Genomic DNA, 17,986 nt, shown 5'->3' on the forward strand with positions numbered 1-17,986 from the left:
TTTCGTCCCCTGTTTTTCTAGCTGGCCGATTGAACTGACTTTCCCACTGCGTGTCGCCGGGAACCCTTGGCCTCCTCGGGTTCCAGGTCAGAAAAAATGCCTGTGAGCAGATCCGCCCATTTCCGCTGCCCGGTCTCGCCGGAGATCTCGTCGTTGCGGATTTCGATCATTGCGCAGGCAAGGCCGCGCGAGCGTGCATGGCGCTCCAAAGTGAAATAGACGCGGTCGGCCGGCGAATAGGGCTCGTTGATGCCGACACTGACGCCGGAGAGCCGCTGCAGCGCCGCTATGAGCGGCGACGCCAGCCGGCGGTCGTCATCGTGGATGATGCCGATATGCCAGGGCCGGTTCTTGCCCTTGTAGACCGGGGTGAAGGAATGCACCGACACCAGCCGGGTCTCCTGCCCACGCGCCTGCCGGTCGTCGATGATCGATGCGATCGTGTCGTGGAACGGCCGCCACGACAAAGCGATGCGCTCGGCGCGCTCACTGTCCGACAGGCCGGCATTGCCCGGAATGGCCGTCGTCTCGCTGACCGGCGGCACCAGGTCCGGTGCGTCGAGCGGACGGTTGCAGTCGATGATCAGGCGCGAGATGCGGGTTTCGATGAGCGTCGCATCGAGGGCGGTCGCGATGCGGCGGGCCACCGGCAGCGCGCCGGGGTCCCAGGCGATGTGGCGGGAGAGATCTTCGGCCGGCAGGCCAAGCGTGCCGAATTCGGATGGCAGGAAGTTGGAAGCGTGGTCGCAGGTCAGCACGAAAGGGCTGGACCCGCCGGGGTTCGTCACCCCTACGGTATCAGACGATGCAAGGCTGGCGGGCCGTGCTCTCTCCATAGTCTGCCGTCCCCTGGGGAGCGCTGTATCTTATGTTACGTATTTTGCGTCATTGCGTCCCTGTGGATGATTTCATACAGTTTGTCCGGCTTTGTCAAACGCGATTTCGGGGAAGCGGTCTGGACGGGCTCAGGGGTGGGGAAAACGATGATTTCCAGCATTGCCGAACTGATTTCGGACCGCATCGGCACGATGCCGGCCGGCGAGCGCCGCGCCGCGCAAACGCTGATTGCCAACTATCCGCTGATCGGGCTGAAGACGGTCGCCGAGTTCTCGACCGCCGCCGGCGTATCGTCGCCGACCATCCTGCGCTTTGTCTCCAGGCTGGGGTTCCAGAACTATCCCGAATTCCAGTCGGCGCTGCAGGACGAACTGGCGGCGCAATTGCAGTCGCCGGCATCGCGCACGCTCAATCCGGCCTCACCGGGCAGCAGTGCCGTGTCGCCAATGCTGGAGGCGACGCTGGACAATATGCGCGAGACCTTCAGGCATCTGTCCGACAGGCAGCTTGCCGACATCGCCGAAAGGCTCGCCGAACGGCGCGGCAAGACATTCCTGATCGGCGGCCGCTTCACCGATCCGTTGGCGCGCTACATGGCCGCCCACCTCGCCATCATCCAGCCCGACGTTTATCACCTCGCCGGTCAGGAGAGCATCTGGCGCGACCGGCTGATCGACATGGGCAAGCGCGACGTGCTGGTGATCTTCGACATCAGGCGCTACCAGGACAGTCTGGTACGCTTTGCCGAGACCGCGCATCAGCGCGGCGTACAGATCGTGCTGTTCACCGACCAGTGGCTATCGCCGATCGCCCGCTTCGCCCGCCATGTCATTGCAGGACGCACCGCCGTGCCTTCGGCGTGGGACTCTTCCGCCGCTCTGTTCGTTGTCGCCGAGACGCTGATCGGCGCTGTCACCAGGCAGCTCGAGGCCGACAGCGCCAAGCGCATCCGCGACCTGGAAAGCCTGCGCTGACACGCTCAATCCCGGCCGCAGGTGCGCAAAATTACGCAGATTTAATGTGCATGGAAGCGGCAGAATTGCCATAAAGCCATGATATTGCGGCGGCTTCGCACATACCGGGTGCGTCGCTGCGCGTTTTTTTGCTTGGTGAAACCGGTAGACGTTTTGCCAACCGGAGTGTCGATGGTCGCCTGGAAACAGATCGTTTTTGCGCTTGTGATCCTGGTCGCGGCTGTCCTCGCCTGGGCGCGATTCTTCCCGGGCGCGCCGGAGGTTCTGGCACGCTGGGGTATCGACTGGACCTATGCTTCGGCGCCCGCCACAACCGGTGCGGTCGACACGACAAAACAGGCAGGCGGTCGCAACGCTGCCGGCCGCCCGGCAAATGTCGTCGCCTTGCCTGCGGCCACCGCCACCATCAACGATCGCCTGCAGGCGATCGGCACCGGCCGCGCCAACGCCTCGGTGACGGTCAACCCGTACAGCTCCGGCCGGCTGGTTGAATTCCTCGTTCAGTCCGGCACCCGCGTCGACAAGGGGCAGATCATCGCTGTTCTCGATTCCGAGACCGAGGTGATCTCGCAGGATCGTGCCAAGCTCGCCTTGCAGGATGCCCAGGACAAGCTCGAGCGGGTGAAATCATTGAGGGCCTCCAACGCCGCGACCCCGGTCGCCGTCGCCGATGCCCAAGTGGTGCTGGCCGGCGCCAAACTGGCGCTGCAGGATGCCGAACTCGCCTTGCAGCGTCGTTCGATCGTCGCCCCTATCGCCGGCACGGTCGGCATCCTGCCGATATCGGCCGGCAATTACGTCACCAGCCAGTCGGCGATCGCCACGCTTGACGACCGCTCCTCCATCCTGGTCGATTTCCTGGTGCCCGAGCGCTTTGCCGCCGCCGTCAAGGTCGGCGCGCAACTGTCGGCGACGCCGATCGCCAATCCGAGCAAGGCCTATACCGGCACCGTGTCGGCCATCGACAACCACATCGACGAAAAGAGCCGCACTCTGCTGGTCAAGGCTGCAATCGCCAATCCGGCGGATTCGCTGCGCGCCGGCATGTCGTTCGGCATCACCATGCGCTTCCCCGGCGACACCTACCCGGCCGTCAGCCCCCTGGCGATCCTGTGGGGTTCCGACGGCGCCTATGTCTGGCAGGTCGAGGACGGCAAGGCCAGGCGCGTTCCCGTGCGCATCATCCAGCGCAACACCGAGACGGTGCTGATCGACGCTGAGATCGAGGATGGCGACATGGTGGTGACCGAAGGCACCCAGAGCGTCAGCGAAGGCGGCGCGGTCCGCATCGCCGGCCAGGATCAGCGCGCCGCGGACGCGGCCGAAGGCTCATGACCGCGCCTGTCAGCACCGCCAGCGAAACCGGCTTCACCGCTCTCTTCATCCGCAGGCCGGTCATGGCCTTCGTGCTGAACACGCTGATCGCAGTGGCCGGCCTTGCCGCTTTCTACGGCGTCGAAATCCGCGAACTGCCCGATGTCGACCGCGCCGTGGTCACCGTGTCGACGGCTTTCGAGGGTGCCGCCGCCGAAACCGTCGACCGTGAACTGACCGACACCATCGAGGGTGCGGTCGCGCGCGTATCCGGCGTCAAGTCGATCTCGTCGACCTCGTCCTTCGGCCAGAGCCGCGTCACCATCGAGTTCAACGACGGCGTCGATTTGAACGTCGCCGCTTCCGACGTGCGCGACGCGGTCGGCCGTGTCGCCAACATGATACCGGAGACCTCCGATCCGCCGCGCATCGTCAAGGCCGATGCCAATTCCGATGCCGTGATGCGACTGGCCGTCACCTCCGACACCATGTCGGTGCAGGACATGACGGTGATTGTCCAGGACCAGATCGAGGACGAACTGGCTGCCGTGCCTGGCGTCGCCGACGTTCAGGTCTATGGCGACCGCGACAAGATCTTCCGCATCGATGTCGACCAGAACAAGCTCGCCAGCCTCGGCTTCACTGTCGCCGATCTGAGGGCAGCGCTTGCCTCGGTCGCTTTCGATTCACCAGCCGGTTCGATCACCACCACCAACCAGGATCTCATCGTCCGCACCACGGCCGATGTGACGACGCCGGAAGAATTCGAAAACATCATCATCGGCGGCACGACGCGCATCCGCGACGTCGCCACCGTCACGCTCGGTCCCGACATCGGCCAGACCTCGTTGCGCTCCGACGGCAAGACCGGCATTGGCCTTGGCATCATCCGTCAGGCGGAATCGAACACGCTGGATATTTCCACCGGAGTGAAAGCAGCCGTCGCCAAGCTGCAGGAAAACCTGCCCAAGGGCATGTCGATCAAGATCACCAGCGACGACGCAGTCTTCGTCAACGGCGCCGTGCACGAGGTCGAGATCGCGCTCGGCCTGTCGATCTCCATGGTGCTGATCGTCATCTACATCTTCCTGCTCGACTGGCGCGCGACGCTGATCCCTGGTCTGTCAATGCCGGTCGCCATGATCGGCACCATCGCCGCCATCTATCTCGCAGGCTTCTCCATCAACATTCTGACGCTTCTGGCGCTGGTGCTGGCGACCGGCCTTGTCGTCGACGACGCCATCGTCGTTTTGGAAAACATCGTGCGACGGCGCAACGAAGGCATGGGGCCTCGTGCCGCCGCCGTGCTCGGCGCCCAAGAAGTGTTCTTCGCAGTCATCGCCACGACGCTGACGCTCGTTGCCGTTTTCGTGCCGATCTCCTTCCTGCCGGGACAGACCGGCGGCCTGTTTCGCGAATTCGGCTTCGTCCTCGCCATGTCGGTGCTGCTCTCCTGCGTGGTGGCGCTGACGCTGTGCCCGATGCTGGCCTCGCGCATGTTGACCGGCGCATCGCTCCACCATGAAGGCGGTCACGGCATTGGCGCGCGCGTCGGTGGCGCGCTGAACGCGGCCTACAAGCGCGCCTTGCATGCCTGCCTCGGCGCGCCGTGGATCGTGCTGCTGGTTGCGGTGCTGTTTGCGGGCGTCGCCTTCAGCCTGTTCGGCACCATCCGCCAGGAACTGACGCCGAGCGAGGACCGCGCCGTCGTGCTGTTGCGCATCAACGCGCCGCAAGGCGTCAGCCTCGATTACACCACGCAGCAGATGCAGAAGATCGAGCGGCTGATCCAGCCGCTGCGCGATTCCGGCGAGATCGTCTCGACCTTCGAAAACGCCGGCCAGAACGGCGCCTACAATTCCGGCTTCATGGTGATGACGCTGGCGCCGTGGGACGAGCGCACGCGCAGCCAGCAGGAGATCATGGCGCAGATAAGCCAGCTGACCCGGCAGGTGCCATCCGTGCGCATCTTCCCGGTGCAGGCCAATAGCCTCGGCATTCGCGGCGCCGGCAACGGCCTGCAATTCGCGCTGGTCGGCAACGACCGCAAGGCGCTCGGCGACGCGGCGGTGAAGATCATCGCCCGGATGCAGGCCGATCCGCGCTTCCAGACGCCGCGGCTTTCCATCGACCCGACGCAGCCGCAGCTGGCGGTGGCCATAGACCGCGAGCGCGCCTCCGATCTCGGCATCGACATATCAGGGCTCGCCAACACCTTGCAGGCGATGCTCGACGGCAACGATGTCGTCGATGTCTACATCGCCGACCGCAGCTATGGCGTGAAGCTGGTCTCGACCACCAACCCGATCAATGATCCGACCGATCTGGAAAACATCTTCCTGAAGACCGCCGACGGCCGCTTCGTGCCAATGTCGACCATCGCCACGCTGACCGAGCGCGCCGTGCCGCCGTCGCTGACCCGCGAACAGCAGCAGCCTTCGGTGGCGATCACCTCGAACCTGAACGGCAATTTCGCACTGGGTGACGCGCTCGGCGTTGCCGAGCAGATCGCCGCCCCGCTGCTGCCGCCGGGCAGCCGCGTCCTGCCGCTGGCCGAAGCCGCGACGCTCGGCGAGACCAACAGCGCCATGATCACCATTTTCGGCTTCGCGCTGGTCATCATCCTCCTGGTGCTTGCCGCCCAGTTCGAAAGCTTCGTCAGCGCCGTCATCATCATGGCGACGGTCCCGCTCGGCCTTGCCTGCGCAATCTTTGCGCTGCTTTTGTCAGGCACCAGCCTCAATGCCTACAGCCAGATCGGCCTCGTGCTTCTGGTCGGCGTCATGGCCAAGAACGGCATCCTCATCGTCGAATTCGCCAACCAGCTGCGCGACCGCGGCCTCGGCGTGCGCGAGGCGATCGAGCAGGCCTCGATCATCCGCCTGCGGCCGGTGATGATGACGATGATCTGCACCATCCTCGGCGGGGTCCCGCTGGTGCTGGCCGCCGGCGCCGGTGCCGAAGCGCGCATCGCGCTCGGCTGGGTCATCGTCGGCGGGCTGGGTCTCGCCACCGTCTCGACGCTTTTCCTGACCCCGGTCGCCTACCTCCTGCTCGGCCGCTTCGTCACGCCGAAGGCGCATGAGGAAGCGAGGCTGAAGCGGGAGCTTGAGGAAGCGGCGTACGCCAATGTCGAGCCGGCGGAATAGCTCCGCTTACCCTCCCCCTTGTGGGGAGGGTCGGACCGCAGGTCCGGGGTGGGGTGCAGCGCCAACTAACGTCGGTGCAGCGCTCCCGCGAATAACAGAGGTAGGAGCCAAGACCCCCACCCCGACGAAAGAGCAAAATTGCTCTTTCGTCGACCCTCCCCACAAGGGGGAGGGTAGAAAGTCACGGCCTAATAAACACCTTCCCGTTCGGCTTGGCCAGCTCCGCCGGGGCCTTCGCCATCGCCTCATCCAGCGGTAGCACCGCCGTCACGTCGGTTGACCAGCGCCCATCCGAAAAGCGCTTCTGTGCTTCCATGATCGCCGGGCCGCGCTTGTCGCGGAACTGGCGCATCCATTCGACCAGCCAGAAGCCTTCAATGTGCTTGTGTTGGAAGATCATCTGGCCGGGCTCACGGATGACAGTGGTGTCCAGATCGAGCCGTCCATAGATGATCCAGCGCGAGCGCTTCGGCATGGCGTCGAAGATCGCCGAGGCCAGCGGCCCGGTCACGGCATCGAGGAAGATGCGCGGCTGCTCGGCCTTGACCACATCGCGTAGTGCTGCCTTGAAATCCGGCGCCTTCTCGTTGAGCACATGGGCAGCCCCGATCTCCTTCAACAGCGGAATCTGCTCGTCGCGGCGCACGGTGACGATCGGCCGGAACCCAGCCTCCTTGGCGAGACCCGCGATCAGCTTGCAAAGCTGGCTGGCGCCGGCGGTCATGATGAAGGCTTTTTCGCCCGTCTCCTTGACGATGTCGAACATGGCGAGCGCCGTGAGCGGGTTGACGATCATCGCCGCGCCATCCTCGTCGCGGACCGTGTCGAGCAGCGGAATGCAGCCGGCAGCTTCGGCAACTGCATAGTCCGCCCACGCGCCCCAATTGGTGACGCCTGTGGTGAAGGCGATGCGCTTGCCGATCAGCCTTTTCGCATAGGGCTCGTCGCCGCTGGCAACGACCGTGCCGACACCCTCGAAGCCGGCCGGCTGGCCCTTGGCGCGCGGCTGACCGTACTGGCCCTTGATGAACATGACGTCGGACGGGTTGATCGAGGCGAGGCTGACCTTGATTAGAACCTGGCTCGGTCCGGGCGTCGGCACGCCGATGCTGCCAAGCTTGAGGTACGGCTCCATCGCCTCCAGCGCACTGCCGGAGGGCGTCCTGGTGTAGCCGTCGCCGGTCAGCAGCAGTGCTTTCATGTCTGAGGGGATCGCCATGGCGGGGCTCCTTACAGTTTGAGGATGAGCTTGCCGGATGCGCCACGGCCAAGCACGCGCGTCACCACGGCGGCGGCATCGGCCAGCGGATAAGTGCCTTCGATGACCGGCCGAACCTTGCCGGCGCGATGCCAGCCGACCCAGCTCCTTCAGATTGTCGGCATGGACGAGGTGGCCGAGCGGCGCGATCGCGGGCGATGAGGGTTTTCATCCACTCAGACCTTTTCCTGCGTGTATTTCCTGAGCTCCGTGCGCGCCACCTGCCGGCGGTGCACGGCGTCCGGCCCGTCGGCGAGGCGCAGGGTTCGCAGATGCGTCCATGAGCGTGCCAGCGGCGTGTCCTGGCTGATGCCTTGCGCGCCGAACATCTGCACTGCCTCGTCGGTGACCTTGAGCGCGACGCGCGGTGCGATGACCTTGATCTGGCTGATCCAGGGCGCGGCTGCGCGCGCATCGCCCTGGTCGATCATCCACGCCGCCTTGAGGCAGAGCAGCCGCGCCATCTCGATCTCCATGCGGCACTCCGCGATGATGTCGAAATTGGCGCCGAGCTTGGCCAATGGCTGGCCGAAGGCCTCGCGGCGCACCGAGCGCTGGCACAGCAGCTCCAGCGCCATTTCGGCCTGGCCGATGGCGCGCATGCAATGGTGGATGCGGCCGGGGCCAAGCCGCCCCTGGGCGATCTCGAACCCACTGCCCTCGCCGAGGATCAGGTTTCCGGCCGGCACCCGCACATTGTCGAAGCGAAGATGCATGTGGCCATGCGGCGCGTCGTCGTCGCCATAAACCTGCATCGGCCGCAGCTTGGTCACGCCCTTGGTACCGGACGGCACCAAGATCATCGAATGGCGGCGGTGCTGCGGCTCGGCTTCGCCGCCGGTCCGAACCATGACAATGTAGATGGCGCAGCGCGGGTCCCCGGCCCCCGACGCCCACCATTTCTCGCCGTTGAGTGCATAGTCGTCGCCTCGCCGTTCGCAGCGCATGGCGATGTTGGTGGCGTCGGAGGAAGCGACGTCCGGCTCGGTCATCAGATAGGCCGAGCGCATTTTCCCCTCGAGCAGCGGCGCCAGCCATGCCTGCTTGTGATCCTCCGAGCCATAGCGCTCCAGCACCTCCATATTGCCGGTGTCGGGCGCCGAGCAGTTGAAGGTCTCGGCGCCGAGATGCGCCTTGCCCATCTCCTCGGCGAGATAGGCATATTCAACGGTCGAGAGCCCGTAGCCGCGCTCGGACCCGGTCAGCCAGAAATTCCACAGACCGCGCTCCCTGGCCGTCTTCTTCAACCCTTCGAGGATCTCGGTCTGCCGCGCGGTGTAGACCCAGCGGTCGCCGCCCTTGCCGACCTCGCTCAAAAACTCATGATCGAGCGGCATGATCTCATCGCGCACCATGGTGGCGACGCGGGCGTGGATCGGCTTCAGCCGCTCGGTCATGCCGAGATTCATGTCCGCCATCGGTCTCCAACCCTTTCACGCATCTGGGGCACTTTACCCGTGGCAAGGATGACCGTACTTCGGGTAGCCTTGTCAACGCGAGCCCTTTCGCCCCAGACCGTGAGCAGAGAGGCGCGGAGGAATTGCGATGAGCTATCTGGAAGAACTGTTCTCAGTCGCCGGCAAGACAGCGCTGGTGACGGGAGCCGCGACCGGCATCGGCCGCATGGTGGCGACCGCCTTGGTCCAAGCCGGCGCCACCGTGATGATCGCCTCGCGCAAGGGCGAGGATTGCATCAAGGTCGCCGCTGAGTTGAACGGGCTCGGCGGCTCCGGCAGTGCCGAAGGTTTCGCCGGTGACGTCTCGAGCGAAGCAGGCATTGCCGCGCTGGTCAGCGAGGTCAAGGCGCGCACCGAGAAGCTGCACATCCTCGTCAACAATGCCGGCATATCCTGGGGCGCCTCGCTGGAGGATTTTCCCTATAGCGGCTGGGCCAAGGTGTTCGCCGTCAACGTCACCGCCGTCTTTCATCTGACGCGCGAATTGCTGCCGCTGCTGGAAGCCGCGGCCAGCGATGCCGATCCGGCTCGCGTCATCAATCTGGGCTCGGTGATGGGCACGCAGCCGCTGGCCGACGACGCCTATTCCTATACCGCGTCCAAGGGCGCCGTTCACCACCTGACGCGCACGCTGGCGATCGAGCTGGCGGCGCGGCGCATCACCGTCAACGCCTTCGCCCCCGGCCCCTTCCAGAGCCGGATGACCGCCTTTGCCACCGGCACCGACGAAAAGGCCAGACATGTCGGCAGCCATGTGCCGATCGGACGTATCGGCGTGGCGGATGACATCGGCGGCGCAACGCTCTATTTGTGCAGCCGTGCCGGTTCCTATGTCACCGGCGCCATCCTGCCGATCGACGGCGGGCAGTCGGTGCAGCATGGGCTGACATTGTTCAAGGAATGAGCCGCGGTCGGCGGCAAGGGGAGGACACCGCAGTGGAACCGATCAGTCTCGATGTGCTTCTGGCCAGCGTCGGCAAGGAAGTCGGCGTCTCGCCATGGCGCGAGGTCACACAGACCATGATCGACCAGTTCGCCGACGCCACCGACGACCACCAGTTCATCCATTGCGACCCCGAGCGGGCCAAAAACGAGACGCCGTTCGGCGGCACCATCGCGCATGGCTTCCTGTCGTTGTCGCTGCTCTCGGCGATGACCTTCGAGACCATGCCGCCGCTGGAAAAGGGCAAGATGGGCGTCAACCACGGTTTCGATTCGCTGCGCTTCCTGGCGCCGGTGAAGACCGGTTCGCGCATCCGCACCCGTTTCGTACTGGCCGACGTCAAGGTCAGGCCGTCGGGCTGGGTGCAGACGGCGCACGACGTGACCATCGAGATCGAAGGTTCGAAGAAGCCGGCGCTGACCGCGCGCTGGCTGACGCTGACGCTGATCGAGCGTGAGCCGGAGACCGCATGAGTGGCGACGCCAACGCGCTGGACCAGACGGCACTAGCGCTCTATCTCGAGGCGCACATCCCGGGTTTTGCCGGGCTTTCGGCAATCGAAAAATTCAAATCCGGCCAGTCGAACCCTACCTATCTGCTGACCGCGGCCAGCGGCCGCTATGTCCTGCGCGCCAAGCCGCCGGGCCAGTTGCTGAAATCGGCGCATCAGGTCGACCGCGAATTCACGGTCATGAAGGCGCTGGCCGGCACCGCCGTGCCGGTGCCGGCGATGCTGCATCTGTCGGCGGAGGCGACGCCGATCGGCCGCATGTTCTACGTCATGGATTTTCTCGACGGCCGCATCTTCTGGGATCCGGCAGTGCCGAAGGCCGCTGGCAACGATGAGCGCGCCGCCCTCTACGATGCCATGAACGCCACCCTGGCGGCCCTGCACGACGTCGATGTCGAGGCGGTCGGGCTCGGCGATTTCGGCAAACCCGGCAATTACTTCGAACGCCAGCTGGCACGCTGGACCAGCCAGTACCGCGCCTCGGAGACCGGCACGGTCGCCGACATGGACCGGCTGATCGCCTGGCTGGAGACGCATATGCCGGCCGATGACGGCCGGATATCCCTCGTGCATGGCGACTACCGGCTGGACAACATGATCTTCGCGCACAATGAGCCGAAAGTGCTGGCCGTGCTCGACTGGGAACTGTCGACGCTTGGCCACCCCTTTGCCGACATCGCCTACCAGTGCATGCAATGGCGCTTGCCGCACGCCTCGGGCTTTCGCGGTCTTGGCGGCGTCGACTGCGCCGCCCTCGGCCTGCCCTTGGAGGAAGCCTATGTCGCGGCGTATTGCCGTCGGCGCGGGCTGGCCGGCATCGACAATTGGAGCTTCTTCCTCGCCTTCTCCTTCTTCCGTTTGGCTGCCATCTGCCAGGGCGTCTACAAGCGGGCGCTGGACGGCAACGCCTCCAACCCCGAAAAGGCCAAGACCTATGGCGAAGCGGTGAAGCTGCTGTCGCACCTTGCCGCCAAGCTGATCGATCGAACCTGACTCGACAATGAGATATTGTGGTCGGCGCGATTTGATGACAGATCGGATCAGTTCCGTTCCCCGACCGGGGAGCAAGCCCACATGGAGGTGGTGGCAACCGGCCTGGAAACAGGACGCAAACCGATCACCGTCTGTAGACTGAGCATGATGCCGAAAAGTGTGAAGCGGTTTTCGGACGACATCATGCTCTATCTATTTGATTTAAGAGCCGGTTTCAGATTTCAGGTCAATTCGACCTGAATCATTCGGCTCTAGCGCGCGTCGCTGGAAATGAACTTCATGTGCCGGCTGACTTGCAGGGCGATGTAGACGACCAGCGAGCATCCGATCGGAAACACGATCTCAATGAGGCCGGTGGCGACAGCCTGCGGCAATGCCAGCGCAATGTCCTTGGCTGCGGCAGTCTCGATCGTCAGCGCCGTGATCCCGCCGCCGAACACCGCGCCGGCCAAGGCACCCGCCAGTATGAAATGCAGCGAGCGAGGTTCTTCCTTGGATGCCAGCGAAGCCAGCATCCAGCCCAGCAAACCATACTCGATCGCCCGCAACATACCGAGCGTAGTGAGCGACAGGATCACGGGCTTTGCCGATACATCAAGCGCGCTCACCATCACCTTTTGCGTACCTTTGGCGATGCCCATGGCCAGCGGCCCCGAGATCATCGCGATCAGGCCGCCAAGCGAGGCTCGCACCTTGGTGATCGCCGTGCCGAGGCTGACGCCGGCGCAGACGAAGAATGACCAGGTCACGCCTTGCGCCAAGTCTATCAGAACCTGGGTCGGGGCCGGGTGCGAACCTGCCGCAAATCCGGCAGTCAGAATAAGCGCTTCCATGGCGAAGCCGATTGCGATCGCCAGCCATGCGACTATCACGACCCGCCTGAGCGCCAGCCTTGCGCCATGAGAAAGTGGATGTGCGCCCGGCAGCCCGGACGAAAGCTCTATCGCAGCCATAGAGGCCCCCCAAAACCGAATTTTCTTGCAGAGCCGCCAAATAGGCTTTGTTTGTAACAGTCCGATGTTGCCTGCGTGCGCCCAGGTTACACATGCTGTGACATAGATGCTGGCGAAATAGGCCAGAACGGGCACGACTATTCGAGAGAAGCTTGGGGGTCGCTTTTTGATGTGCCTGACAGCGCCCTTGCCCGTTTCCGTACAGCGTATATATTTAGCGATGCACACCAACCAAAGGCACCGGATCTTGCCACTGAGCGTCCAGAAACGCCGCGAGAAACAAAAGGCCGAACTGCGTTCCGAACTCCTCGACGCAGCCCACAAGCTCGTCAAGGAAGAGGGCTATGAAGGCCTGACCATCCGCAAGTTGGCCAAGCGGGTCGGCTATGCCCCGATGTCGGTCTATTCGTACTTCGCCGACAAGCAGGACATCCTGTTTGCGCTGGCCGAGGATGCCTTCGAAACACTTGCCCGCCGCATCGAGGAGCATCCTTCCGACGATCCGATCGAGGCCTTGCGTGCGGTGATGACCGAATATGCTGCCTTCGGGCTCGGCAATCCCAACGAATACCGCACCGTGTTCATGACCGAAAAGACCAAGCTGCCGGAAGGCAGAAGCTATGAGGACATGGAAGAGGCCAACCCGGCGATGAAAGCGCTGATATCCAGGGTCGAGGCCTGCGTTGCCGCAGGCAAGCTGCAGGGCGATCCGCGCGCCATCGCCACCATGCTTTGGGCAGTCGGCCACGGCACCATCTCGCTTTTGATCACGTTCCCGTTCTACCCCTTCGGGGATCCGCAGGCTTTCGTGACGCGGATGTGCGATTTCACACTCGCCACGCTCAGCACTCAGAATGTGCCGCCGCTGACCGAGACCCCGGTCGACTGCTGAGCATCCCCGCCCCTCCAATTCAACGTCCGGCCTGACAGCTTCGGCTGTGTCAGTGCGCCGCAATTTTCGGCGTTCAAAAAGATTTTTCGTACGCGTACGTTTTCCGACTTGAAAACCCATCTCGGTGGACGTATGTGTACGTTGTATCGTACATGTACGAAAAAAATTTAACCGATGGAGACAGACATGAACAAGACCCTTCTCGCTCTCGCCACCGTGCTGGCTCTCTCCGGCTCGGCTTTCGCCGCCAACAACACACACTCGACCAAGCAGGCCCCCGCCGCCACCTGCGTCGACACCACGACCAATGCCAAGCTCGATTGCGCCGTGACCGGCTCGGTCGAAAAGTCCGACGTCAAGGCCAAGAGCCCGCGTCTCGGCATCGAGATCAACCCATGGATCGTGCCGAGCACGTTCTAAGTTGATCGGGCTCGACCACAGCACAACGACTAATTTAAGGGCGGCAGGATAATCCCGGCCGCCCGTTTTTTCCTCAGCGCAAGCCGGCTTTTCCTGAGTTCAAACCTGGCGTAGCCGAACGGGTTATTTCTTGCGCGGTTTGCGACCCGGCACCGTCTTGGCCTTGCCGGGTCTTGCCGGCGCGCCTGGGATGGCGGTCGAGGTGATCGACACCGGATCGCTGGCCGGAAACGTGTCCTCGAGGCCTTCCTCGAGTTCCTCTTCGGCAGTCACCTCGTGATGCTGCTCATGTTCGAGTGAGCGCACGGCGGACGTCTTGCCAGCTGACTTCGGCGGCGCTTTCGACGGCATCGTATGTTCTCCCTGATGGGGGAAGCAGAACGGCTTGACCCGTCAAACGTTCCTACGCCGCCGCGTCGCTGGCTGCTTCCGACAGGAAAGTAAAGACATAGTCCGAGAAGGAACGCCAGCACTCGACCCGGAAAGCGTCGGCTGCCGTGCGCAACAGCAGGATTTCGCACTTGCCGAGAATGGTGCGCGACGCCGCGCCCACCGGAAAAGCCTCGAGCGACAAATCCTGCGGGCAGCCTGCATTGATCGCGGCGGCAGCCGCCGGGCCGGTGACGGCGAAGGCGACGTTGCGGTGCGAGATGCCGACCGCCGAATGCAATGCGGCAACCCCAGCACGATCGGCCAGCGGATCCTTGCCAGCCTCATCGATGACCAGCCACTCGTCAGGGCCAAGCCACAGCGCCGTGCGCCCTGTCTTCGACGCCGAAGTTTTCGGCTGCTTCGGCAAGGTCAGGCCGAGCGCCTTCGACAGCGCCGCCACGGAAGCCTCCGGCGCGCGCAGCGACATGCGCTCCGCCGGCGGCAGCACCTCGACCTTGACATCCGTTGCGGAAACGACGCGTCCAGCCAGGGCCGGGCGGCGCTCGACCGACGCCGCTGCAGCTGGGGCCGTCTTCTTTGCAGCAGCCTTAGCCATTGAGGCGCCCTCCCGTCTCGTCGAAGAACACCATGCCGGTAACCTCCACTTCGATCACCCCGTTCGGCATCGGCACATAGAGCGTGTCGCCCATCCGGTCGCGGCCGTCGGCAACCAGCGCCAGCGCGATCGAGCGACCGCAATTTTCCGACCAGTAGCTGGATGTGACGTGACCGATCATCTTCATCGGGATCGCCTGCTTCGGGTCGGCGACGATCTGCGCGCCTTCCTCAAGCACCACTTTCGGGTCCTTGGTCTTCAAGCCGACCAGCTGCTTGCGGCCCTTGGCGACCAGATCGGGCCGCGTCAGGCCGCGAATGCCGACGAAATCGGTCTTCTTCTTGCCGACCGCCCAGTCGAGCCCGGCATCGTTCGGCGTCACCGTACCGTCCGTGTCCTGCCCGACGATGATGTAGCCCTTTTCGGCGCGCAGCACGTGCATCGCCTCGGTGCCGTAGGCAGTCGCGCCATGCTTTTGGCCCTCGGCCCACAGCGCTTCCCAGACGGCCTGGCCGTGATCGGCCGGCACGTTGACTTCAAAACCGCGCTCGCCGGTGAACGACATGCGAAACAGCCTGGTCGGCACGCCGCAGATCTTGCCTTCGCGCACCGACATATGCGGCAGCGCCTCGTCCGACATGTCGACGCCTTCGACCAGCGGTGCAATGATGTCGCGCGACTTCGGCCCCTGCACGGCGATGACCGCCCATTGTTCGGTGATCGACGTCAGCCAGACATTGAGATGCGGGAACTCGGTCTGGAGATAGTCCTCCATGTGGTTCATGACGCGCGGCGCGCCGCCGGTTGTCGTCGTCACATGGAAACGATCCGGCGCCAGTCGGCCGACGACGCCGTCATCATAGATGAAGCCGTCCTCGCGCAGCATGATGCCATAGCGGCAGCGGCCGCGTTCCAGCTTCTCCCATGGATTGGTGTAGAGCAGTTCCATGAACCTGGCCGCATCCGGTCCGACCACTTCGATCTTGCCCAGCGTCGAGGCATCGAACAGGCCGGCATTGCTGCGCACAGCGACGCATTCGCGGTCGACCGCCTTGTGCATGTCCTCGCCGGGTTTGGGGAAATACCAGGCGCGCTTCCACTGGCCGACATCCTCGAACACCGCGCCTTGAGCTTCCGCCCAGGGATGGATCGCGGTCTTGCGTGTCGGGTCGAACAGCGGACCGCGCGAATGGCTGACGATCGCGCCGAAAGTGACAGGCGTATAGGGTGCGCGGAACGTGGTCAGCCCGACCTCGGGGATCGGCTTGCCCAGCGTCTCGGCGGCAATCGCCAGGCCGTGCATGTTGGAGGTCTTGCCCTGGTCGGTCGCCATGCCGTTGGTGGTGAAGCGCTTGACGTGCTCGATCGAGCGCATGCCTTCATGCACCGCCTGGCGGATGTCCTTGGCGGTGACGTCGTTCTGGAAATCGACGAAGGCCTTGACCGTCTTGTCCGGCCCGGCGCCGGGCGCCGCGCCCAGCATGCCGCGCGACCAGCTTTCCGACGCGTCGACCTTCGGCTTAACGCCCTTGGCCACTTTGCCGCCCGCATCCTTCGCCGCCTTGGCGCCGGCCGCATAGGCTTCGTCGATCGACGCCGAGAGCCTATCCGTACCGTTGCAGGCGCCGACCGAAACGCAGTCCTGCGCATAGATGCCCGGCACGAAGCGCTTGGTCTCGTCATTGAAGGCGACCTTGCCGCGCGACTGTGAGAACAAATGCACCGACGGCGTCCAGCCGGCCGACATCAGGATGGCGTCGACCGGAATGGTGCGCTCGCCGCCCCCATTCTTCGGCTGCACCGTCATCGAGGTCACGCGCAACTTGCCGCCGGCGCGGATCACCGCGCGGCCGAAATTGACCTCGATCCCGAGCGCCCTCGCCTCGTCGATCACAGGTCCGGTCGGATGGTCGCGCAGGTCAACGATCGCCGCCACGTTGACGCCGGCCTTCTTCAGGTCGATCGCGGCGGAGTAGGCCGAGTCATTGGCGGTGTAGACGCCGACATTTTTGCCGACCGCGACACCGTACTGGTTGAGATAAGTCCGCGCCGCCGAGGCCAGCATGATGCCGGGCCGGTCATTGTCGGTAAACACCATATGGCGTTCGATGGCGCCGGTCGCCAGCACCACGCGCTTGGCGCGTACCTGCCATAGGCGCTCGCGCGGCAAATCGTGGCCGGGGTTTTGCAGATGGTCGCTGACCCGCTCGACCAGGCCGACGAAATTCTGCGCGTAATAGCCGAACGCCGTCGTGCGCGAGAGCACACGGACATTGTCCATGGCGGCAAGCTTGGCTACCGCTGCTTGCGCCCAGCCAAAGCCGTCATGGCCGTCTATCCTGGCGCCGCTCTCGAAACGCAGGCTGCCGCCGAAGCCGGCCTGCTCGTCGACGAGGATGACACGCGCGCCGGTTTCGGCAGCGGCAAGCGCTGCCGCGATGCCGGCCGCACCGCCGCCCAGCACCAGCACGTCGCAATGCGCATAGCGCGAGGAATAATGGTCGGGATCTGGCTTGTCGGGCGAAACGCCGAGACCCGCCGCGGCGCGGATCTTCGGCTCGTAGAGACTCTTCCAGGCCGCCTTCGGCCACATGAAGGTCTTGTAGTAGAAACCGGCCGAAAACAGCGGCGATGCCAGATCGTTGACCGCGCCGACGTCGAAGGCGAGCGACGGCCAGCGGTTTTGCGAGTTGGCGACGAGCCCGTCATAGAGCTCCTGCACCGTGGCGCGGATGTTGGGCGCCTTGCGTGCCGCGTCGCGCTTGACCTCGACCAGCGCATTTGGCTCTTCCGCTCCGGCCGACAGGAAGCCGCGCGGACGGTGATACTTGAACGAACGTCCCACCAGATGCACGCCATTGGCAAGCAGCGCCGAGGCCAGCGTGTCGCCTTCGATGCCGGTGTAAGACTGGCCGTCGAAAGAGAACCGCGCGGTCTTGGCCTGGCTGAGACGGCCGGCGCTCGGAATGCGGAACGCGCCGCTCATTTGGAAGCCATTTCGTTGGAGTTTTTGGGCAGCTTGGACGGTTTCGGCTCGCCGGCTTTGTAAGTCATGACGAACTTGTCGGTGACGGTGTCGCGCACCGCGTTGAAGAAACGCGCGCAGCCATGGATGTGGCGCCAGCGCTCATAGATGATGCCCTTGGGGTTCGAGCGGATGAAGAAGAACTTTTCGAAGTCGTCGTCGCTCTCGCCCGCCATGTTGGCCGAACGCGCAATATGCGCCTCGCCGGCGTTACGGAACTCGAGCTCCGGGCGCTCTTCCTCGCAATAGGGGCAGCGGATGAGAAGCATTAT

The 17,986-nt window shown here is 64.2% G+C and carries 16 protein-coding genes; 8 read left to right on the forward strand and 8 right to left on the reverse strand.

The genetic code is table 11. From position 1 onward, the window contains the following. Positions 1–17: 17 nt before the first annotated feature. Positions 18–836 carry an N-formylglutamate amidohydrolase gene (locus tag AC3EMP_RS30715; protein WP_023686445.1) on the reverse strand — a complete coding sequence of 273 codons (819 nt, stop codon included), beginning with the start codon at positions 834–836 and terminating at the stop codon, positions 18–20. A 147-nt stretch (positions 837–983) separates the two neighbouring features. Between AC3EMP_RS30715 and AC3EMP_RS30720 the strand changes: the two genes are divergently transcribed. From AC3EMP_RS30720 to AC3EMP_RS30730, 3 genes are all read left to right on the forward strand, one after another. Further along, the gene (locus tag AC3EMP_RS30720) at positions 984–1,811 is read left to right on the forward strand and encodes a MurR/RpiR family transcriptional regulator (RefSeq protein WP_023686446.1); all 828 of its coding nucleotides are present in this window, start codon (positions 984–986) and stop codon (positions 1,809–1,811) included. 171 nt (positions 1,812–1,982) lie between these two features. Beyond that, complete coding sequence (locus tag AC3EMP_RS30725) at positions 1,983–3,146, forward strand: efflux RND transporter periplasmic adaptor subunit (protein ID WP_023686447.1); 1,164 nt, start codon at positions 1,983–1,985, stop codon at positions 3,144–3,146. Continuing rightward, on the forward strand, positions 3,143–6,274 hold the full coding sequence (locus AC3EMP_RS30730; protein ID WP_352711177.1) for an efflux RND transporter permease subunit: 3,132 nt from the start codon (positions 3,143–3,145) through the stop codon (positions 6,272–6,274). Before AC3EMP_RS30725 ends, AC3EMP_RS30730 begins: the two co-directional genes overlap by 4 nt. Positions 6,275–6,455: 181 nt before the next feature. Here the strand turns inward: AC3EMP_RS30730 and AC3EMP_RS30735 are convergent, their stop codons facing one another. After that, entirely contained in the window at positions 6,456–7,493 is a 1,038-nt protein-coding gene (locus AC3EMP_RS30735; RefSeq protein ID WP_352711576.1) for a zinc-binding dehydrogenase, read from the reverse strand. Positions 7,494–7,708: 215 nt separating this feature from the next. Next, entirely contained in the window at positions 7,709–8,950 is a 1,242-nt protein-coding gene (locus tag AC3EMP_RS30740) for an acyl-CoA dehydrogenase family protein (protein WP_352711579.1), read from the reverse strand. 127 nt (positions 8,951–9,077) lie between these two features. On the opposite strand from AC3EMP_RS30740, the gene AC3EMP_RS30745 reads away from it, so the two are divergent. The 3 genes from AC3EMP_RS30745 to AC3EMP_RS30755 are packed head-to-tail and all read left to right on the forward strand — an operon-like array spanning position 9,078 to position 11,436. Further along, a complete protein-coding gene (locus AC3EMP_RS30745; RefSeq protein WP_023710918.1) occupies positions 9,078–9,893 on the forward strand; it encodes an SDR family oxidoreductase in 816 nt (271 codons plus the stop codon). Continuing rightward, positions 9,890–10,405 carry a MaoC family dehydratase gene (locus AC3EMP_RS30750; protein ID WP_280940371.1) on the forward strand — a complete coding sequence of 172 codons (516 nt, stop codon included), beginning with the start codon at positions 9,890–9,892 and terminating at the stop codon, positions 10,403–10,405. Before AC3EMP_RS30745 ends, AC3EMP_RS30750 begins: the two co-directional genes overlap by 4 nt. Next, entirely contained in the window at positions 10,402–11,436 is a 1,035-nt protein-coding gene (locus AC3EMP_RS30755) for a phosphotransferase family protein (RefSeq protein WP_352443506.1), read from the forward strand. The genes AC3EMP_RS30750 and AC3EMP_RS30755 overlap by 4 nt, the downstream gene beginning before the upstream one ends. Before the next feature lie 251 nt (positions 11,437–11,687). Here AC3EMP_RS30755 and AC3EMP_RS30760 read toward each other — a convergent pair whose 3' ends face one another. Then, on the reverse strand, positions 11,688–12,524 hold the full coding sequence (locus AC3EMP_RS30760; protein WP_352711583.1) for a hypothetical protein: 837 nt from the start codon (positions 12,522–12,524) through the stop codon (positions 11,688–11,690). Between the two features lie 112 nt (positions 12,525–12,636). Between AC3EMP_RS30760 and AC3EMP_RS30765 the strand changes: the two genes are divergently transcribed. Next, the gene (locus AC3EMP_RS30765; RefSeq protein ID WP_023671149.1) at positions 12,637–13,281 is read left to right on the forward strand and encodes a TetR/AcrR family transcriptional regulator; all 645 of its coding nucleotides are present in this window, start codon (positions 12,637–12,639) and stop codon (positions 13,279–13,281) included. Between the two features lie 186 nt (positions 13,282–13,467). Beyond that, positions 13,468–13,701 carry a DUF680 domain-containing protein gene (locus AC3EMP_RS30770; protein ID WP_023671148.1) on the forward strand — a complete coding sequence of 78 codons (234 nt, stop codon included), beginning with the start codon at positions 13,468–13,470 and terminating at the stop codon, positions 13,699–13,701. A gap of 123 nt (positions 13,702–13,824) precedes the next feature. Here AC3EMP_RS30770 and AC3EMP_RS30775 read toward each other — a convergent pair whose 3' ends face one another. Genes AC3EMP_RS30775 through AC3EMP_RS30790 form a run of 4 tightly spaced genes read right to left on the reverse strand, consistent with a single transcriptional unit; the run spans position 13,825 to position 17,983 of the window. Further along, positions 13,825–14,052, reverse strand: coding sequence for a hypothetical protein (locus tag AC3EMP_RS30775; RefSeq protein WP_023671147.1), 228 nt, complete (start codon positions 14,050–14,052; stop codon positions 13,825–13,827). A 52-nt stretch (positions 14,053–14,104) separates the two neighbouring features. Further along, positions 14,105–14,689, reverse strand: coding sequence for a sarcosine oxidase subunit gamma (locus AC3EMP_RS30780; RefSeq protein ID WP_023671146.1), 585 nt, complete (start codon positions 14,687–14,689; stop codon positions 14,105–14,107). After that, entirely contained in the window at positions 14,682–17,675 is a 2,994-nt protein-coding gene (locus AC3EMP_RS30785; RefSeq protein WP_352711586.1) for a sarcosine oxidase subunit alpha, read from the reverse strand. Before AC3EMP_RS30785 ends, AC3EMP_RS30780 begins: the two co-directional genes overlap by 8 nt. Next, entirely contained in the window at positions 17,672–17,983 is a 312-nt protein-coding gene (locus AC3EMP_RS30790) for a sarcosine oxidase subunit delta (protein WP_023683197.1), read from the reverse strand. The genes AC3EMP_RS30785 and AC3EMP_RS30790 overlap by 4 nt, the downstream gene beginning before the upstream one ends. Positions 17,984–17,986 lie beyond the last annotated feature (3 nt).

This window comes from Mesorhizobium sp. P160219 (assembly GCF_057786095.1).